Source organism: Micromonospora sp. RTP1Z1 (genome assembly GCF_033804685.1).
Taxonomy (GTDB): Bacteria; Actinomycetota; Actinomycetes; order Mycobacteriales; family Micromonosporaceae; genus Micromonospora.
In genome coordinates, this window is record NZ_JAPFQV010000036.1 from 37,292 (window position 1) to 52,823 (window position 15,532).

The 15,532-nt window shown below is 72.5% G+C and carries 16 protein-coding genes, 2 pseudogenes and 1 riboswitch; of the genes and pseudogenes, 11 read left to right on the top strand and 7 right to left on the bottom strand.

Features of this window, described 5'->3' with window-relative positions; all coding sequences use genetic code 11:
• Window positions 1-95 precede the first annotated feature (95 nt).
• On the top strand, window positions 96-554 hold the full coding sequence (locus SLP03_RS18840; protein WP_319461914.1) for an Lrp/AsnC family transcriptional regulator: 459 nt from the start codon (window positions 96-98) through the stop codon (window positions 552-554).
• Window positions 555-827: 273 nt separating this feature from the next.
• Entirely contained in the window at window positions 828-1,790 is a 963-nt protein-coding gene (locus SLP03_RS18845; protein WP_319461915.1) for an IS30 family transposase, read from the top strand.
• 415 nt (window positions 1,791-2,205) lie between these two features.
• On the opposite strand, the pseudogene SLP03_RS31685 reads toward SLP03_RS18845, so the two are convergent.
• Window positions 2,206-2,346: pseudogene (locus SLP03_RS31685) on the bottom strand (SAM-dependent methyltransferase); the annotation flags it as partial.
• A 146-nt stretch (window positions 2,347-2,492) separates the two neighbouring features.
• Here SLP03_RS31685 and SLP03_RS18855 point away from each other — a divergent pair.
• Both SLP03_RS18855 and SLP03_RS18860 read left to right on the top strand, forming a co-directional pair.
• Window positions 2,493-2,999 carry a hypothetical protein gene (locus SLP03_RS18855; RefSeq protein ID WP_319461917.1) on the top strand — a complete coding sequence of 169 codons (507 nt, stop codon included), beginning with the start codon at window positions 2,493-2,495 and terminating at the stop codon, window positions 2,997-2,999.
• Between the two features lie 74 nt (window positions 3,000-3,073).
• Window positions 3,074-3,703: a phosphatase PAP2 family protein gene (locus tag SLP03_RS18860; RefSeq protein ID WP_319461918.1), complete on the top strand. Its 630-nt coding sequence runs from the start codon at window positions 3,074-3,076 to the stop codon at window positions 3,701-3,703.
• Window positions 3,704-3,718: 15 nt separating this feature from the next.
• Here SLP03_RS18860 and SLP03_RS18865 read toward each other — a convergent pair.
• The 3 genes and pseudogenes from SLP03_RS18865 to SLP03_RS18875 all read right to left on the bottom strand — a co-directional run.
• Window positions 3,719-4,114: pseudogene (locus tag SLP03_RS18865) on the bottom strand (prepilin peptidase); the annotation flags it as partial.
• An 88-nt stretch (window positions 4,115-4,202) separates the two neighbouring features.
• Window positions 4,203-5,054: a Rieske 2Fe-2S domain-containing protein gene (locus SLP03_RS18870; RefSeq protein WP_319461919.1), complete on the bottom strand. Its 852-nt coding sequence runs from the start codon at window positions 5,052-5,054 to the stop codon at window positions 4,203-4,205.
• A 76-nt stretch (window positions 5,055-5,130) separates the two neighbouring features.
• A complete protein-coding gene (locus SLP03_RS18875) occupies window positions 5,131-5,286 on the bottom strand; it encodes a hypothetical protein (protein ID WP_319461920.1) in 156 nt (51 codons plus the stop codon).
• Window positions 5,287-5,506: 220 nt separating this feature from the next.
• A riboswitch (cobalamin riboswitch) is annotated at window positions 5,507-5,742 on the top strand.
• A 132-nt stretch (window positions 5,743-5,874) separates the two neighbouring features.
• Here SLP03_RS18875 and SLP03_RS18880 point away from each other — a divergent pair.
• The 3 genes from SLP03_RS18880 to SLP03_RS18890 are packed head-to-tail and all read left to right on the top strand — an operon-like array spanning window position 5,875 to window position 10,321.
• Window positions 5,875-8,247, top strand: a complete 2,373-nt coding sequence (locus SLP03_RS18880; protein WP_319461921.1) for a ribonucleoside-diphosphate reductase subunit alpha — start codon at window positions 5,875-5,877, stop codon at window positions 8,245-8,247.
• Between the two features lie 2 nt (window positions 8,248-8,249).
• Complete coding sequence (locus tag SLP03_RS18885; protein ID WP_319461946.1) at window positions 8,250-9,245, top strand: ribonucleotide-diphosphate reductase subunit beta; 996 nt, start codon at window positions 8,250-8,252, stop codon at window positions 9,243-9,245.
• Between the two features lie 14 nt (window positions 9,246-9,259).
• Window positions 9,260-10,321: a DNA glycosylase AlkZ-like family protein gene (locus SLP03_RS18890; RefSeq protein WP_319461922.1), complete on the top strand. Its 1,062-nt coding sequence runs from the start codon at window positions 9,260-9,262 to the stop codon at window positions 10,319-10,321.
• Between the two features lie 17 nt (window positions 10,322-10,338).
• Here the strand turns inward: SLP03_RS18890 and SLP03_RS18895 are convergent, their stop codons facing one another.
• Window positions 10,339-10,581 (bottom strand): flavin reductase, encoded by a 243-nt coding sequence (locus SLP03_RS18895; RefSeq protein ID WP_319461923.1) that lies wholly within the window; start codon window positions 10,579-10,581, stop codon window positions 10,339-10,341.
• Entirely contained in the window at window positions 10,578-10,778 is a 201-nt protein-coding gene (locus SLP03_RS18900) for a hypothetical protein (protein WP_319461924.1), read from the bottom strand. The genes SLP03_RS18895 and SLP03_RS18900 overlap by 4 nt, the downstream gene beginning before the upstream one ends.
• A gap of 199 nt (window positions 10,779-10,977) precedes the next feature.
• Between SLP03_RS18900 and SLP03_RS18905 the strand changes: the two genes are divergently transcribed.
• From SLP03_RS18905 to SLP03_RS18915, 3 genes are all read left to right on the top strand, one after another.
• Window positions 10,978-11,745 carry a helix-turn-helix transcriptional regulator gene (locus SLP03_RS18905; RefSeq protein ID WP_319461925.1) on the top strand — a complete coding sequence of 256 codons (768 nt, stop codon included), beginning with the start codon at window positions 10,978-10,980 and terminating at the stop codon, window positions 11,743-11,745.
• Entirely contained in the window at window positions 11,736-11,927 is a 192-nt protein-coding gene (locus SLP03_RS18910) for a DUF397 domain-containing protein (protein ID WP_319461926.1), read from the top strand. The genes SLP03_RS18905 and SLP03_RS18910 overlap by 10 nt, the downstream gene beginning before the upstream one ends.
• Window positions 11,928-12,111: 184 nt before the next feature.
• On the top strand, window positions 12,112-12,867 hold the full coding sequence (locus tag SLP03_RS18915) for a crotonase/enoyl-CoA hydratase family protein (RefSeq protein ID WP_319461927.1): 756 nt from the start codon (window positions 12,112-12,114) through the stop codon (window positions 12,865-12,867).
• Window position 12,868: 1 nt separating this feature from the next.
• On the opposite strand, the gene SLP03_RS18920 is transcribed toward SLP03_RS18915, so the two are convergent.
• A complete protein-coding gene (locus tag SLP03_RS18920; RefSeq protein ID WP_319461928.1) occupies window positions 12,869-14,344 on the bottom strand; it encodes a dihydrolipoyl dehydrogenase family protein in 1,476 nt (491 codons plus the stop codon).
• Between the two features lie 91 nt (window positions 14,345-14,435).
• Here SLP03_RS18920 and SLP03_RS18925 point away from each other — a divergent pair, with 91 nt between their 5' ends.
• Window positions 14,436-15,494 (top strand): serine hydrolase domain-containing protein, encoded by a 1,059-nt coding sequence (locus SLP03_RS18925; protein WP_319461929.1) that lies wholly within the window; start codon window positions 14,436-14,438, stop codon window positions 15,492-15,494.
• The last annotated feature ends 38 nt before the right edge of the window (window positions 15,495-15,532 follow it).

Consider the following 15,532-nt stretch of genomic DNA (forward strand, 5'->3'; position numbering starts at 1 on the left):
TCCTCGCTGCTAGAATGAGATTCGGTAAGAAGTCTTTCCCACAGAATCTGATATGGTCAACAGCAGAGTTGTCCGTTTCACATCTTGGAGCGCGTATGGACGGCATCGACCGGGCTTTGCTGGCGCAGCTGCAGGTCGACGCGACGCAGTCGTACGCGTCCTTGGGTCGGGCGGTCGGGCTGTCGGCTGGGTCGGCCCATGAGCGGGTGCGCAAGCTGCGCGAACGCGGTGTCATCCGGCGTACTGCCGTCGACGTCGATCCGGCTGCGGCCGGCCGCGGAGTGCTGTCCTACGTCATGCTGCAGGCAAGCGCCTGGATGGGCGACCCGCCGACCCGCGACGCGCTGGCGGCTATACCCGAGATCCAGGAAGCGCACATCATCGCCGGGTCGGCGTCGCTGCTGGCGAAGATCCGCACCTCGACCACCGAGGAGCTGCAGGCCGTGCTGCGACGAGTCTTCGCCGTCGACGGCGTCACCGGCACCCAGACCATCGTCGTGCTGGAGACCTTCTTCGAGCGGCCCATGTTTCTCGGCGGCAACGGTTCCAGCTGACCCCGCCTCGGGCGGCGACGTCGGACCGTCTTTGCGGGCGACCACCTACTCGCCGATCAGCCGCCGCCGAACCGCCGTAACGGGTGACAACTGGCCCCTGAACGGCGTGAATGCGGTTCGGGTTCTGCCACATTGGGTCCACTCAAACGCAGGTCAGCGATCCTGATCAAGGCCGCGAATGTCCTGGTCAGGGCGGCAGGTTCAGCCGGTCGTAGCATTTGATCTTGATGGTTCGGTGGGACAGGATGTTCCGCCGTGCGCGCAATATTGACCTTGGCTGACCGTGAAGAGATATCCCGTGGCCTGGCCGAAGGCCTGGAGTACAAGCAGATCGGTGTGCTGATCGGCCGGGATCCGTCGGTGGTGTCGCGGGAGGTTGCCCGGCACGGTGGCCGGGCCGGGTACCGGGCCGCGGCGGCCGACGCGGCGGCGGCGGTCGCCCGGTGCAGGCCGAAGACGTGGGCGGTCGAGCGGGCGCCGGGCCTGCAGGAGGTGGTACGCGAGCGTCTGCGGCTGGGTTGGTCGCCGGCGTCGATCGCGGGTCGGCTGGCGTTCGACTACCCCGACGATCAGGCTTACCGGGTGTCTCATGAGGCGATCTACCAGTGGGTGTATGCCCAGCCGGTGTCCACTCTGGCGCGGGAGTTGATCCGGCTGCGTACCGGCCGCACGGCCCGGCGTGGCGGTGCCCGTCCGGCGCCGGCGCCGCGGATCCGTGAGCCGCGCTACCTGGACGAACGCCCCGCCGAGGTCGAGGGCCGGCAGGTCCCCGGGCACTGGGAAGGCGACCTGGTCATCGGCAAGGCAGGCAAGAGCGCGGTAGCGACGCTGGTCGAGCGCACCTCCCGGTTCGTGGTCCTGGTCCCGCTGACCGGCCGGGACGCCCTGACCGTCGGCGACGCGATCATCGCCGCCGCCGGGACCCTACCGCCGCAGCTGGCCCGGTCGTTGACCTGGGACTGCGGGTCGGAGATGGCCGGCCACGCCCGGATCACCGCCGCCGGGCTGCCGGTGTACTTCGCCCGCCCGCACTCACCCTGGCAACGCGGCAGCAACGAGAACGCCAACCGGATCCTGCGGGAGTACTTCCCCAAGGGCGTCCCAATCACCTCCGACCCCAAATATCTGGCGATGGTGGCTTCCGAGATCAACGACCGACCGCGTAAGATCCACGATTGGAAGAAGCCCTCCGAGATATTCACCGAACTCGTCGAGGCAAATGCTTCCACCGACTGAACTCGCCGGCTCGTACAGAAGAAGGCGCGGGGATTGCTCTATGTCGCCAGGGCCGCGAGCGCTCAGTTCGTCAGCCCAATCTTCTTCCGGCTCGTCCGAGTGCCTGACTGCATCATCTACGACGGATGGGCCTGGCTCGACGGTTATCAGCTATCGGGAGTCTCTCCGCTGGATGCCAGAGCAAGCCAGTGACTTACCGTCAACGTCCTGCGAACTGCGCAGTTGACCGAACCAAATGGGTGCCGTAGTCGTGCCCGCCCCGTGCCCGATGCAGCAGTCAAAACCGGGCAACGGCGTTGCCGTCTGCGTGGTCTGCAGAGCCACGCCGACCTTGCCGTCCGGCGCGGCGGCATCCTGATGGACGGCCGGGTCGAGCTTCAGGCCCAAGATCGCCGCACGGACGGCGGGCTCGGTGGGGCCGACGGCCTGCAAGGCGCTCAGCGGCGGCCCGGTCGACGGCGAAGTTGTGGCAGCCGCCCAGGTAGTAGTCGTACATCCGGGCGACGTTCGGCCGCGACTCGGCCTCGGTCGGGGTGGTTGCCGGCTCACCGGTCACGACAGCGTTCTCTCCGTCGACGTCTCGCGCCCTGATGTGTAGCAACCTGCGCGACACACCGCTGACCCGTCGTGTCCATGATCCGGCTGCGCAACCCATTCACCTGGTAGGACGGTGGTGCCTACCGAGCGTCGAGGAGGTTCCGCATGACCAGCAAGCGCGAGACCGTGGAGGTGGATCCGGTCGTGTTCCGCGCCGTCTACGATTCGCCCGCCTCGCTGCCGGGCCGGCACCGCTGGACGACGCCGGAGCCGGACGTACGCCGGCTGGAGAAGCTGCTCGGCATGCCGGCGCGCAGCATCGGCGCGCCGCTCTGGGTCAGCGGCGACGAGCCGGACTGCCCGAAGTGCGGGCGGCGGGTGAACTGGTACGACATCGTGGCCTCGGCGCTGCACGGCGTGCATGACCCGGCGATGATCGCCCGGGTGATCCTCGGCGAGCGCAAGTACGTCAACACCGAGGTGCCGGACGCGATCCCGGGGGTGTACTGCGCCGACTGCCGCACTCCGATCGAGGGCCTGCGCAGCTTCAAGTGCCACAACTGGGCGTACGCCTTCGAGGCACTGGAGGCGCTGGTCGAGCGGATGTCCGGGGTGGCCGCCCAGCCGGCGCAGCGCGAGCCCGCCGAGCCGACCCCCGCCGCCGCCGACTGAGCCAGCCGCCCCCTCCCGGGGATTCCCGCCCAACCTCCAGGTGAACGGAGTATGAACAAACGGTGAGGTGATTCATGACTGACACCGTTATGACCGACGTTCCCGACATCAGCGTCGACTGGTACCACGACATCGTCGACTTCGCCGACGCCACCCCGCCGCCGGTGCACTGGTTCGCCACCCACTTCACCGAGGGGGCGGTCCTGCTGCTCGGCGTGCTGCTGGTGCTCGCGGCGGCGACCCGGCTGCTCGGCGGCGACATCTGGGGCCGGGCGCTCGCCCTGGCCGCCCCGGTGTCGGTGCTGCTGGCGTACGGCGGCAGCGAGGGACTCAAGGACCTGGTCGCCGAGGACCGCCCCTGTCGCAGCCCGGCCGATCTGGTGATCGTGGCCGCCCACTGCCCACCGACGGGTGACTGGTCCTTCCCCAGCAACCACGCCACCATCGCCGGCGCCCTGGCCGCCGCGACCCTGCTGCTGCACCGCCGGATCGGACTGGTCGCCGCACCGCTGGCCCTGCTCGCCGCGCTCTCCCGCACCTTCATCGGCGTGCACTACCCGCACGACGTGGCCGCCGGCCTGCTCCTCGGTGTACTGGTCGGCGCGCTGGTCACCCCGCTGGCGGCCCGCCCGGTCGCCGAGGCCCTGCGCTGGCAGGTCCGCCGCGCGGCGCGCCTCGCCATCAGCCCCGTGCCACCCCGCTGACGCCCCGCCGGGCGGTCACGGGGTGAGGAGGAGAGTCAGGGCGGTCGCGGCGATCAGGAACGGGCCGAAGGGCAGGTGGCTGGACCAGTTGGCCCGGCGGGCGGCCAGCAGGCCGAGGGCGACCAGCGCGGAGAGCGCGAAGGCCAGCACCAGCCCAACCAGCAGGACCGGCCAGCCGTACCAGCCGAGCAGCGCCCCGACGCTCAGCGCCAGCTTGGCGTCGCCGAGCCCGAATCCGCGCCGGCCGAGCAGCAGGGTCGTCGCCGCGAACCCGAGCGCGAGACCCAGCCCGGCGAGCGTGGCACGCAGCCAGGGCGCCGGTCCCGCGCCGGTCAGCCTGAGCAGCGCCCAGGTGCCGGCGGCGGCCGGATAGCTGAGCCGGTCGGGCATCCGGTGCACGCCCGGCTCAACCGGCTCACCGACCCGGACCGGACGGATCCGCCCCGGTCAGCTGCTGAAACTGCCCGGCGGCACGGGTGGCGGCGGTCGGCGGGCTCAGTCAGGGCAGGCGGGTCTCCAGGACCCCGTCGACCACCCGGGTCGGCAGGATCTGCTGGTCGTTCGCGGACGGCCCGTGCACGACCTCGCCACCGTTGAGCCGGAACGCGCTGCCGTGCCAGGGGCAGACCACGCAGTCGTGGCCGTCGATCTCCTGCACCTCGCCCTGGCCGAGCGGGCCGCTCTGGTGCGGGCAGCGTTCCAGCATCACGGTGACGTCGTCGCCGTGCCGGTAGAGGATCACCGAGACGTCGTCCACCTCGCGGGTGACCAGCTGCCGCTGCGGCAGGGTGGCCAGGTCGGCCAGCGAGTGCCAGCCGTCGCTCATCCGGTGCAGCTCGGAGACGCTCTGGGTGGTCTGCGCCCCCTGCTTGTACGCCAGGTGCCCACCCAGGTACGCCCCGGCACTCGCCGCGGAGAGCCCCAGGTAGGCCAGCGCCTTGCCCAGCCCGTGCCGCCCGTTCAGCCGGGCGGCCAGCGAGCCCCCGTAGAGGGCCACCCCGACGACGTTGGAGGCGGCGTGCACCAGGCCGACCCGGCGCTGGTCGCGGGTGAGGCTGGCCCAGTCGTTGAGCCCGGCCACGGCGGCGGGCACCGCGCTGACCGTGCCGAGCCCGACCAGCGCCGTGGCGGCCCGGCGCTGACCGGGCAGCAGGTCGACCACGGCGGCGGAGATCCAGGCGCCGACCGGCACCTGCACCATCGCCGGATGCAGCGGGTGGCCGAGCCAGACGCCGTGCAGCGCGTCCCGGACCCGCTGCGGACGCAGGGTGGCCTGGACGGCGCGTTGCAGCCGGTCGCCCACCCGGTCCAGCGCCGATGCTTGTTCGAGTTTCGTCAGCAGTTCACGCACCTCGTCCGACTTCCCGGCAGGAGCCGCCCCAAACCGGACGACGGGTGTGCAGAACACACGTCGCCCGATCGGGGGATCAACGCCAGTCGGCGATCTTCGGGTGGAAGGTGGCGCCGCGGAACAGGCCGTCCAGGTTCCCGCCGATCTGCCGCAGGGTGGCCTTGTCGTGGGCGGCCATCTCGACGTACATGCCCTGCACGTTGAAGATCTGGAGGCTGGCACCCCCGTCCATGGCAGCTGGCAGGCGATCCGGCGCAGCACCGGCAGCCGCGCGGTGACGTACTCGACGTACTCCTGCTCCAGGCCGCCCGCATCCACCCACCCCTCCGTGAAAGATTCCACCCCGCTGACGGGGTCGGGCCCAGTCCAGGTTGTACGACCGGCCGAAATTCTCGGCAAGGCGACACGCCCACAGCATGTTGTGTGCTGGCTTTTCCGTCACCACTACATCTAGGATCACTCGTACTGCTGGTTCGACCTCATGGTCGGCCAGGCGCGACGCCCGCCAGGCGTCGCGCCGAACAGGGAACCCGGTGCGAATCCGGGACTGCCCCGCAGCGGTGAGCGGGAACGACCGCCGTCATCAAGCACTGGGCCCGACGGGGCCCGGGAAGCGACGGCCAGTAGGCGAACGCGGAAACGCGTCGGCCCGCGAGTCCGAAGACCTGCCAGCAGAGCGCGCCGTCCGGCGCGCGTACCACCTTGGGGCCTCGTGGGAGGGCCGTCGAGCCGTACGGAGCACCGCCGGCACACCGACCGGCGGCGGTCCGGCGTGCCGTCGTGCCCTCCCGCGGTCCCCACCGACGACCCAGGAGAGCACGTGACGGCGTCATCCACCTTCGCCCCGCCCGCGGTCGAGGCATTGCGGGACCTGCTGCACCGGCACCACCACGACCTGCCCGACACCGACCCGGACCGGATCCTGGCCCTGGTCGAGTCGGGGCGCACCGCCCGGGCCGACGCCGCCGAACTGGCCGAACTGGCCGTCGCGGCGGCGGCTGGCCTGACCGCCGAGGAGCCGGCGTACGCCCGACTCGCCGCGCGCCTGCTCGCCGGGCGGATCGCCGACGAGACGGCAGCCCAGGGCATCACCACGTTCAGCGACAGCGTCGCGGCCGCGTACGCCGAGGGGTTGCTGGACCCCGGCTTCGCCGGCTTCGTCGCGACGCACGCCGCCGCCCTCGACGCCCTGGTCGACCATGCCCACGACGACGCGTTCGAGTACTTCGGACTGCGCACGCTGCAGGACCGCTACCTGCTGCGCCACCCGGGCACCCGGGCGGTGCTGGAACGGCCGCAGCACTTCTGGCTGCGGGTCGCCGCCGGCCTGTCGGACACGGTGGAGGAGGCCGGTGAGCTGTACCGGGCGATGGCCCTGCTCGCCTACCTGCCCAGCTCGCCGACGCTGTTCAACGCCGGCGCCCGGCACCAGCAGCTCTCCTCCTGCTTCCTGGTCGACTCGCCCCGCGACGAGCTGGACTCGATCTACGAGCGCTACACGCAGGTGGCGAAGCTGTCCAAGTTCGCCGGCGGGATCGGCATCTCCTGGTCCCGGGTGCGCTCGCGGGGGTCGCTGATCCGGGGCACCAACGGCCGGTCGAACGGCATCGTGCCGTGGCTGCGCACCCTGGACGCCAGCGTGGCCGCGGTCAACCAGGGCGGCCGGCGCAAGGGTGCGGCCTGCGTCTACCTGGACACCTGGCACGCCGACATCGAGGAGTTCCTGGAGCTGAAGGACAACACCGGGGACGAGGCCCGGCGTACCCACAACCTCAACCTGGCCAACTGGGTGCCGGACGAGTTCATGCGCCGGGTCGAGGCGGACGCCGACTGGTCGCTCTTCGACCCGAAGGAGGTGCCGGAGCTGGTCGACCTCTGGGGCGACGAGTTCGACGCCGCGTACCGGGCGGCGGAGGCGGCGGGCCGGGCCGTGCGGACCCTGCCGGCCCGCACGCTGTACGGCCGGATGATGCGCACCCTGGCGCAGACCGGCAACGGCTGGATGACGTTCAAGGACGCGGCGAACCGGACCTGCAACCAGGTCGGCAACGGTGGCGGGGTGGTGCACCACTCCAACCTGTGCACCGAGATCCTCGAGGTGACCAGCGACGACGAGACAGCCGTCTGCACCCTCGGCTCGGTCAACCTGACCGCGCTCCTGACGGCCGACGGGGTCGATTTCGCGGCGCTCGCGCGGACCGTCCGGCTGGCCGTCGGCGCGCTGGACCGGGCGATCGACCGGAACTGGTTCCCCACCGGGCAGGCGGCGACCGCGCACCGGCGCTGGCGTCCGCTCGGGCTCGGGGTGATGGGGCTGGCCGACGTATTCGCCGCGCTGCGGCTGCCGTTCGACTCGGCGGAGGCGCTGGCGCTCTCCACCCGGATCGCCGAGGAGGTCGCCCTCGCCGCGTACGACGCCTCGGCCGACCTGGCCGCGGCGCGCGGGACGCACCCGGCGTACCCGCTGACCCGGGCGGCCGGCGGGGTGCTGCACCCGGACCACTGGCCGGACGCCCGACCGGCGCGGCCGGAGGCGTGGACGGCGCTGCGGGAGAAGGTCGCCCGGCACGGGCTGCGCAACTCGCTGCTGGTGGCGATCGCGCCGACCGCCACCATCGCCTCGATCGCCGGCTGCGCCGAGTGCGTCGAACCGCTGGTCTCCAACGTCTTCAAGCGGGAGACCCTCTCCGGGGAGTTCCTCCAGGTCAACCGGCACCTGGTCGCCGACCTGAAGCGGCTGGGCCGGTGGACCTCGGCCACCCGGGACGCGATCAAGCGGGCGGACGGCTCGGTGCAGGGGCTGGACCTGCCGGCGGAACTGAAGGCGCTGCACCGCACCGCCTGGGAGCTGCCGCAGAAGGCGCTGATCGACCTGGCCGCGGCCCGGGCGCCGTACGTGGACCAGTCGCAGTCGCTGAACCTGTTCCAGGCCAGCCCGACGATCGGCCGGCTCTCCTCGATGTACGCGTACGCCTGGCGGGCCGGGCTGAAGACGACCTACTACCTGCGGTCCCGCCCGGCCACCCGGATCGCCCAGACCACCGTCGCCGCCCCGGCGCCGGCGCAGCCGAAGCGCGTCGTGCCGGCGCAGCCGAAGCCCGTCGCGACGGCGCTGCTCACCCTGTCCGTCGGCGAGAGCGACGCGGTCGCCTGCTCGCTGGAGAACCCCGAGATCTGCGAGGCCTGCCAGTGAAGATGCTGCTCGACCCCGGTATGGACCTGACCCTGCGACCGATGCGCTACCCGGACTTCTACGAGCGGTTCCGGGCGGCCATCCGCAACACCTGGACGGTGGAGGAGGTGGATCTGGCTTCCGACGTATCCGACCTGGCGAAACTGTCGGACGGCGAGCGGCACCTGGTCCACCGCCTGGTGGCGTTCTTCGCCACCGGCGACTCGATCGTGGCGAACAACCTGGTGCTCAACCTCTACCAGCACGTCAACGCGCCCGAGGCCCGGCTCTACCTGTCCCGCCAGCTCTACGAGGAGGCGGTGCACGTCCAGTTCTACCTGACCCTGCTGGACACCTACCTGCCCGACCACGCCGAGCGGGCAAGGGCGTTCGCGGCGGTCGAGCACATCCCGTCGATCCGCGACAAGGCGGAGTTCTGCTTCCGTTGGATCGACTCGGTCGGCTCGCTGCAGCGGTTGGAGAGCCGGGCGGACCGGCGGGCGTTCCTGCTCAACCTGATCTGCTTCGCGGCCTGCGTGGAGGGGCTGTTCTTCTACGGCGCCTTCGCCTACGTCTACTGGCTGCGCTCGCGGGGTCTGCTCTCCGGACTGGCCACCGGCACCAACTGGGTGTTCCGCGACGAGTCGATGCACATGGAGTTCGCCTTCTCGGTGGTGGACACCGTCCGAGCCGAGGAGCCGTCCCTCTTCGACGCTGAGATGGCCGACGAGGTGCGGACCATGCTGGACGAGGCGGTGGCGGCCGAGCTGGCGTTCGCCCGGGACCTCTGCGGGGACGGCCTGCCGGGGATGAACACCGCCGACATGCGCCGCTACCTGGAGTACGTCGCGGACGCCCGGCTCGCCCGGCTCGGCCTGCCGCCGGCGTACGGGTCGACGAACCCGTTCCCGTTCATGGAGCTTCAGGACGTGCAGGAGCTGACCAACTTCTTCGAGCGGCGGGTGTCCGCGTACCAAGTCGCGGTCGGCGGGGAGGTCAGCCTGGACGAGTCGTTCTGAGTAGCCTCGTGCACATGCCTGCTCACCGACTCGATCGGGGCGAGGCCCGGCGGATCGCCGTCCGGGCCCAACTGCTCGACGCGCACCGGCCGACGGACCTCCTGACCGTGCTGGACCGGTTGACGTTCCTGCAGCTGGACCCGACGGCGGCGGTGGCACCCAGCGCCGACCTGGTGGCGTGGACCCGGCTCGGCGCCGGGTACGCGCCGGCCCAGCTGTTACACGCGGTGGAGCGGGACCGGACGGCGTTCGAGCAGCGCGCGATGGTGCGGCCGATGGCGGACCTCGGGCTCTACCTGGCCGAGATGGCGGCCTGGCCGGAGGAGGCGCGCCGGCGCGACTGGTTGAAGGCGAACGACCCGTTCCGCCGGGACGTGCTCGACCTGCTGCGCGCCTCCGGGCCGCTGCTGTCCCGGGACGTGCCGGACAGCAGCGTGGTGCCGTGGCCGTCGACCGGCTGGACGAACAACCGCAACGTCACCCAGATGCTGGAGTTCCTCTCCGCGCGCGGCGAGGTCGCCATCGCCGGCCGGGTCGGCCGGCAGCGTCTCTGGGACCTGGCGGAACGGGTCTACCCCGCCGGCACGCCGGTGATCCCGCTCGACGAGGCGCGGCGCAGGCGCGACGAGCGGCGGCTGCGCTCGCTGGGCATCGCCCGCTCCTCGTACGTCGGGGAGGCCGGCGAGCCGGCGGAGGTGTCGGGCACACCGGGCACGTGGCGAGTCGATCCGGCGGCGCTCGGCCAGCCGTTCGCGGGGCGTACCGCGCTGCTGTCGCCGTTCGACCGGCTGATCCACGACCGCAAGCGCGCCCTGGAGCTCTTCGACTTCGACTACCGCCTGGAGATGTACGTCCCGAAGGCGAACCGACGCTGGGGCTACTTCGCGCTCCCCGTGCTGCACCACGACCAGTTGATCGGCAAGGTCGACGCCACGGCCGACCGGAAGAGTTCGGTGCTGCGGGTGGACGGCGTCCACCGGGACGTCCCCTTCACCCCCGCCATGACCGCGGCGGTCGACGCCGAGCTGCAGGCGTTGGCGTCGTGGCTCGGCCTGACCGAGGTCCGCGTTGTGTGAAGAGTTGTGCCGCGCGGTTACCGGGCTCGCGCCCAGGTCAGGAAGCGCTCGGTCAGGTTCTCCGGCATGGCGTGTCCGTTGAGCTGGGAGAGCTGCGCGCCGGCCTCGGCCATCACCGTGGTCAGGTAGACCAGTAGGGCGGTGCGGTCCTCCCGGTACTCGACCAGCAGCGCCAGCCGGGCCGGCTGGCAGGGCCACTCCGCGCCGCAACCCCGGCACCGCCACAGCGGACGCATCGGCAGGTGCGGTCGGGGCCTCACCGTGGGCCGCCGTTGCGCCGCCACCCGCCGGCCCGCCAGCGCTGGGCCGGGGTGAGATTGTCGGCCCGGCCCGGGTCGGACGTCGGAAAGACCTCGGTCGGCTGGGTCAGCCAGTCCGGCCGCTCGTTCAACGGCAGCCGCTGCCGGGGGACGTGGGTCGACGTCTCGGCCTTGCGGCGCCAGAACCGGAAACGCATTCTGGGGCTCCCTTCGCAGATTGAGGGGGCCGTCCCCGACGTCGCCGGCGAGGCGGCCCCCGTGCTGACGCAGGCCGCCGGGCTCCTCGCCTCCACCGGTTGCGCCGTCCTATGGGGACCACCCTCCCGCGCGTCACCAGACAGATACACCGCGTAGGGATATGGTCATCAGATATTCGGGACGTCCGATGGAGGGGCCGTGAACGACGCGCTCAGGGTGGCGCTCAGCGAGACCGGGCACACGACCGAGTCGCTCGCCGAACGGGTCGGCGTCGATCCGAAGACGGTCGGGCGGTGGCTGACTGAGGGCCGCATCCCTCATCCCCGGCACCGCGCGTCGGCTGCCGACGTGCTCGGGCGGGACGTCGCGGACATCTGGCCGGACACTTCAAGACGTCGTGAGCCGGTGTGGTTCCGTCCATGGCAGGAGATCGAGCGCGAAGCGCTGTGCCTGCGCTGGTTCGAGCCCACCGTTCTGCCGGGCCTTCTTCAGACCGAGACGTATGCCCGCGCCGTACTCGGCGGCGCAGGCCTGATCCCCCGGGGCGACGTCGAGCGACACCTGGCGGCCCGGATCGCCCGCCAGGGCGTCCTCAAGCGGGACGACCCGCCACAGTTCACCGCCGTGGTGGACGAGGCGGTCCTCCGTCGACCGGTCGGCGGCGGGGAGGCGATGCACGAGCAACTGCGTGCCCTGGTCGCGGCATGCGCGGAGCCGCACGTGCGGGTGCACGTCGTGCCGTCCTCGGTCGGCGCCTACGCCGGCCTGAACGGCCCGTTCGTGATCGCCACCTGCCCCGACCACCGCCTCGCCGGCTATCTCGACAATCAGGTTCAGGGACAAGTCGTTAGCGACCCGGAGGACATCGCGGCCATGATGGCAGCGTGGGAGAACGTTCGCGGCGAGGCGCTGTCCCACTGGCAGTCAGTCGACCTCATCACGGAAGTGGCGGAGACATGGAGCTGATCGGCGCGCGGTGGCGAAAGAGCACCCGGAGCAGCGGCAACGGCGGTGCCTGCGTCGAGGTCGCCGACAACCTTCCCGGACTGGTCGCGGTCCGCGACTCCAAGGACCCCGACGGCCCGGCCCTGACCTTCACGCCCGCGGCCTGGCGTGCCTTCCTCTCCCAGGTGGCCGAGCGGCCCTGATCCCGACACAGCGGTGCCCCGTCCGGTCGTCGGGACGGGCGCTGCACGCTGTGCGGCCGACCGGTCCGCCGCCGTGTGATTCGTTTACGTCATCAGCTCTGTAGCGTGCCCAACACACACCAAGGGGTGGGCGCTCCGCCGGTCGGCCTGGCGCGCCGGCACAGGCGCCGGGCATGCTGTCCCGATGGCCGTACACGTGGCGCACGACGGACCGGTGACCACGGTGGTCCTCGACCGGGCGGCGTCGCGCAACGCCGTCGACGGGCCGACCGCGCGGGCGCTCGCCGACGCGTTCCGCGCCTTCGAGGCCGACCCCGACGCCGCCGTCGCCGTGCTCTGGGGCGCGGGCGGCACGTTCTGCGCGGGCGCCGACCTCAAGGCCATCGGTACGCCCAGCGGCAACCGGGTCGAACCCGACGGCGACGGCCCGATGGGGCCCACCCGGATGGCGCTGTCCAAGCCGGTCATTGCCGCGATCTCCGGGTACGCCGTGGCCGGCGGCCTCGAACTGGCGCTCTGGTGCGACCTGCGGGTCGCCGAGTCCGACGCGACGCTCGGGGTGTTCTGCCGGCGGTGGGGCGTACCGCTGATCGACGGCGGGACGGTCCGGCTGCCCCGGCTGATCGGGGAGAGCCGAGCGATGGACCTGATCCTCACCGGCCGCCCGGTGCCGGCCGACGAGGCGTACGCGATGGGTCTGGTCAACCGGGTGGTCCCGCCGGGTGAGGCCCGGGCGGCGGCCGAGCGGCTGGCCGCCGAGATCGCCCGCCACCCGCAGACCTGCCTGCGCAACGACCGCGCGTCCGTGCTGGCCGGTGCCGGCCTGCCGGCGCCGGAGGCGATGGCGACCGAACTGGCGTACGGCATGGAGTCGCTGGCCGCGGACTCGGCTGCCGGCGCGGCCCGGTTCGCGGCTGGCGCCGGCCGCCACGGCGCCTGAGTCAGCTCAGCTCGCGCAGCGCGTCCTCGATCGCCCGGTGGAACGTCGGGTACGCGTAGATCATGTGCCGGAGCTGGCTGAGCGGCACCGCCGCGTGCACCGCCACCACCAGCGCGGACAGCACCTCGCCGCCGGCCGGGCCGACCGACGTCGCGCCGATCAGCACGCCCTGGTCGGCATCCGCGACCAGCTTGATGAAGCCCTCGTTGCCGGCCTTGTGGATCCAGCCGCGGGCCGACGACGACAGCTGGGTGAAGCCGACCTGCACATTGATGCCGCGACCCCGGGCCTGCTCTTCGGTGAGGCCGACCGCGCCCACCTCCGGGTCGGTGAAGGTGACCCGGGGCAGCGCCCGGTAGTCGGCGCGCGGGACGGTGCCGGCCGGGCCGGGCGTGGCCGTCGCGCCGCCCACCGCGCTGACCGCACCCATCGCGCCGCCCACCACGCTGGCGGTGCCACTGGGGTCCGCGCCGCCGTCGGCGTGCCGGGCGTGATCGAGGATGTCGGCGACCACGATCGACGCCTGGTACATGGCGATGTGGGTGAAGGCGCCCTCACCGGTCACGTCGCCGACCGCCCAGATGCCGTCGGCGACGTGCATCCGATCGTCCACCGGCAGGTAGCGCTGCACGGCGTCCACCCCGACGGTCTCCAGGCCCAGCTCGTCCAGGTGCGCCCGGCGGCCGGTGACCACCAGCAGCCGCTCGGCGCGGTACTCCTGGTCGCCCGAGTGCACGGTGAACGTCGACCCGTCGTGGCTGACCCGCTCCGCCTTCACGCCGGTCCGGATCTCCACCCCGTCGGCGCGCAGCGCGGCGGCGGCCACCGCGGAGGCCTCCGGCTCCTCGACGGCGAGCACCCGGTCCAGCGCCTCGACCACGGTGACCCGGACGCCGAACCGGGCGAAGACCTGGGCCAGCTCCAGCCCGATCGCCCCGCCGCCCAGGATCAGCAGCGTCTCCGGCAGCTCCTCCACCTCGATCGCCTCGTGGTTCGTCCAGTACGGCGTGTCGGCCAGCCCGTCGATCGGCGGCACCGAGGGCCGGGTGCCGGTGCCGAGCACGATCCCGTGCCGGGCCCGGAAGACCTGCTCGCCGACGCGTACCTGGCCGGGGCCGTCGAGCCGGCCGCTGCCGCGCAGGAACCGGCCGCCCTTGCCGGTGAACCGGTCCACCGCGGCCTGGTCGTTCCAGGTGTCGGTGGCCTCCTCGCGGATCCGCTTCGCCACCGGCGCCCAGTCCGGCAGCACCTGGGCCGAGCCGGCCAGCTCGTTGACCCGCCGCGCCTCGGCCAGCGCGTTCGCCGCCCTGATCATCATCTTGCTGGGGATGCAGCCCCAGTAGGGGCACTCCCCGCCGACCAGGTCCCGTTCGACGCCGACGACGGTCAGGCCGGCCTCGGCGAGTCGCCCGGCCACCTCCTCCCCGCCGACCCCGAGCCCGACCACGACCACGTCCACCAGTTCCGGCTCCGCCATCCCGCCAGCATCCCCCAGCGGCCGGGGGCCGACCAGCGGACCGGGCCGGAATTCCCGAGCCGGTAACCTTCCCAGGACCTACGGTGGCCGGATGCACGCACGCTTCGCCGCGGTCCGGGACTGCTTCCACGACCTGCTGGCCGCCGGCCGGGAGACCGGCGCCGGCCTGGCCATCTGGTACGACGGCCGCCCGGTGGTCGACCTCGTCGCCGGCGCGGCGGGTGCGGCGTGGCGGCCGGACACGCTGGTCAACGTCTACTCGGTCGGCAAGCCGGTGTCGGCGCTCTGCCTGCTCATGCTGGTCGACCGGGGGCGGGTCGACCTGGACGCCCCGGTCGCCGCCTACTGGCCCGGGTTCCGCACCCCGGCGACCGTCCGGCAGGTGCTCAGCCACACCGCCGGGCTGCCGGCCTTCCCGGTGCCCCGGCCCGCCGAGGCGGTCGCCGACTGGGCGCTGCTCTGCGCCGACCTGGCCGCCGCCGACCCGGAGTGGGAGCCGGGGTCCGTCGCGGGCGAGCACGCCTGGACGTACGGGCACCTGGTGGGCGAGCTGGTCCGGCGGGTGGACGGGCGGTCGGTGGGGCGCTTCCTGGCCGAGGAGATCGCCGGTCCGTGGCGCCTCGACTTGGGCTTCGGCCTCGGCGCGGCCGACCAGCGGCGGTGCGCCGACCTGTCGTACGGCGACCCGGACTGGCCGGTGCGGATGCTCGGCGAGCCGGGGTCGCTGCGCGCCCGGGCGCTGGACAACCCGCCCGGCGGCCGGGACCTGGCCGTGGTGAACAGCCCGCTCTGGCGGGGCGCGGAGATCCCCGCGGTCAACCTGCACGCCACCGCCTCCGCGCTGGCCCGGCTCTACGCGGGCCTGCTCGCCGGCGGCACCCTGGACGGGGTACGCCTGTTCAGCCCCGACCTCGTCGCCGAGGCCACCCGGGTCCAGTACGACGGCCCGGACCTGGTCCTGGACCGTCCCGCGCACTGGACGCTGGGGATGGGCTGGGAGCCGGACGGGAGCTGGGGCATGGGCGGGATCGGGGGCAGCAGCGCGTGGGCCGACCCGGGGCGTGGCTACACCTTCGCGTACGCGACGGGGCGCCTGGCCGAGCACGACCGGGTGGACGAGCTGGTCGAGGCGCTGCACTCCTGCCTGTGACGCTCGGGGTGGAATTCGGAGGTGCCCGGGGAGTCGGA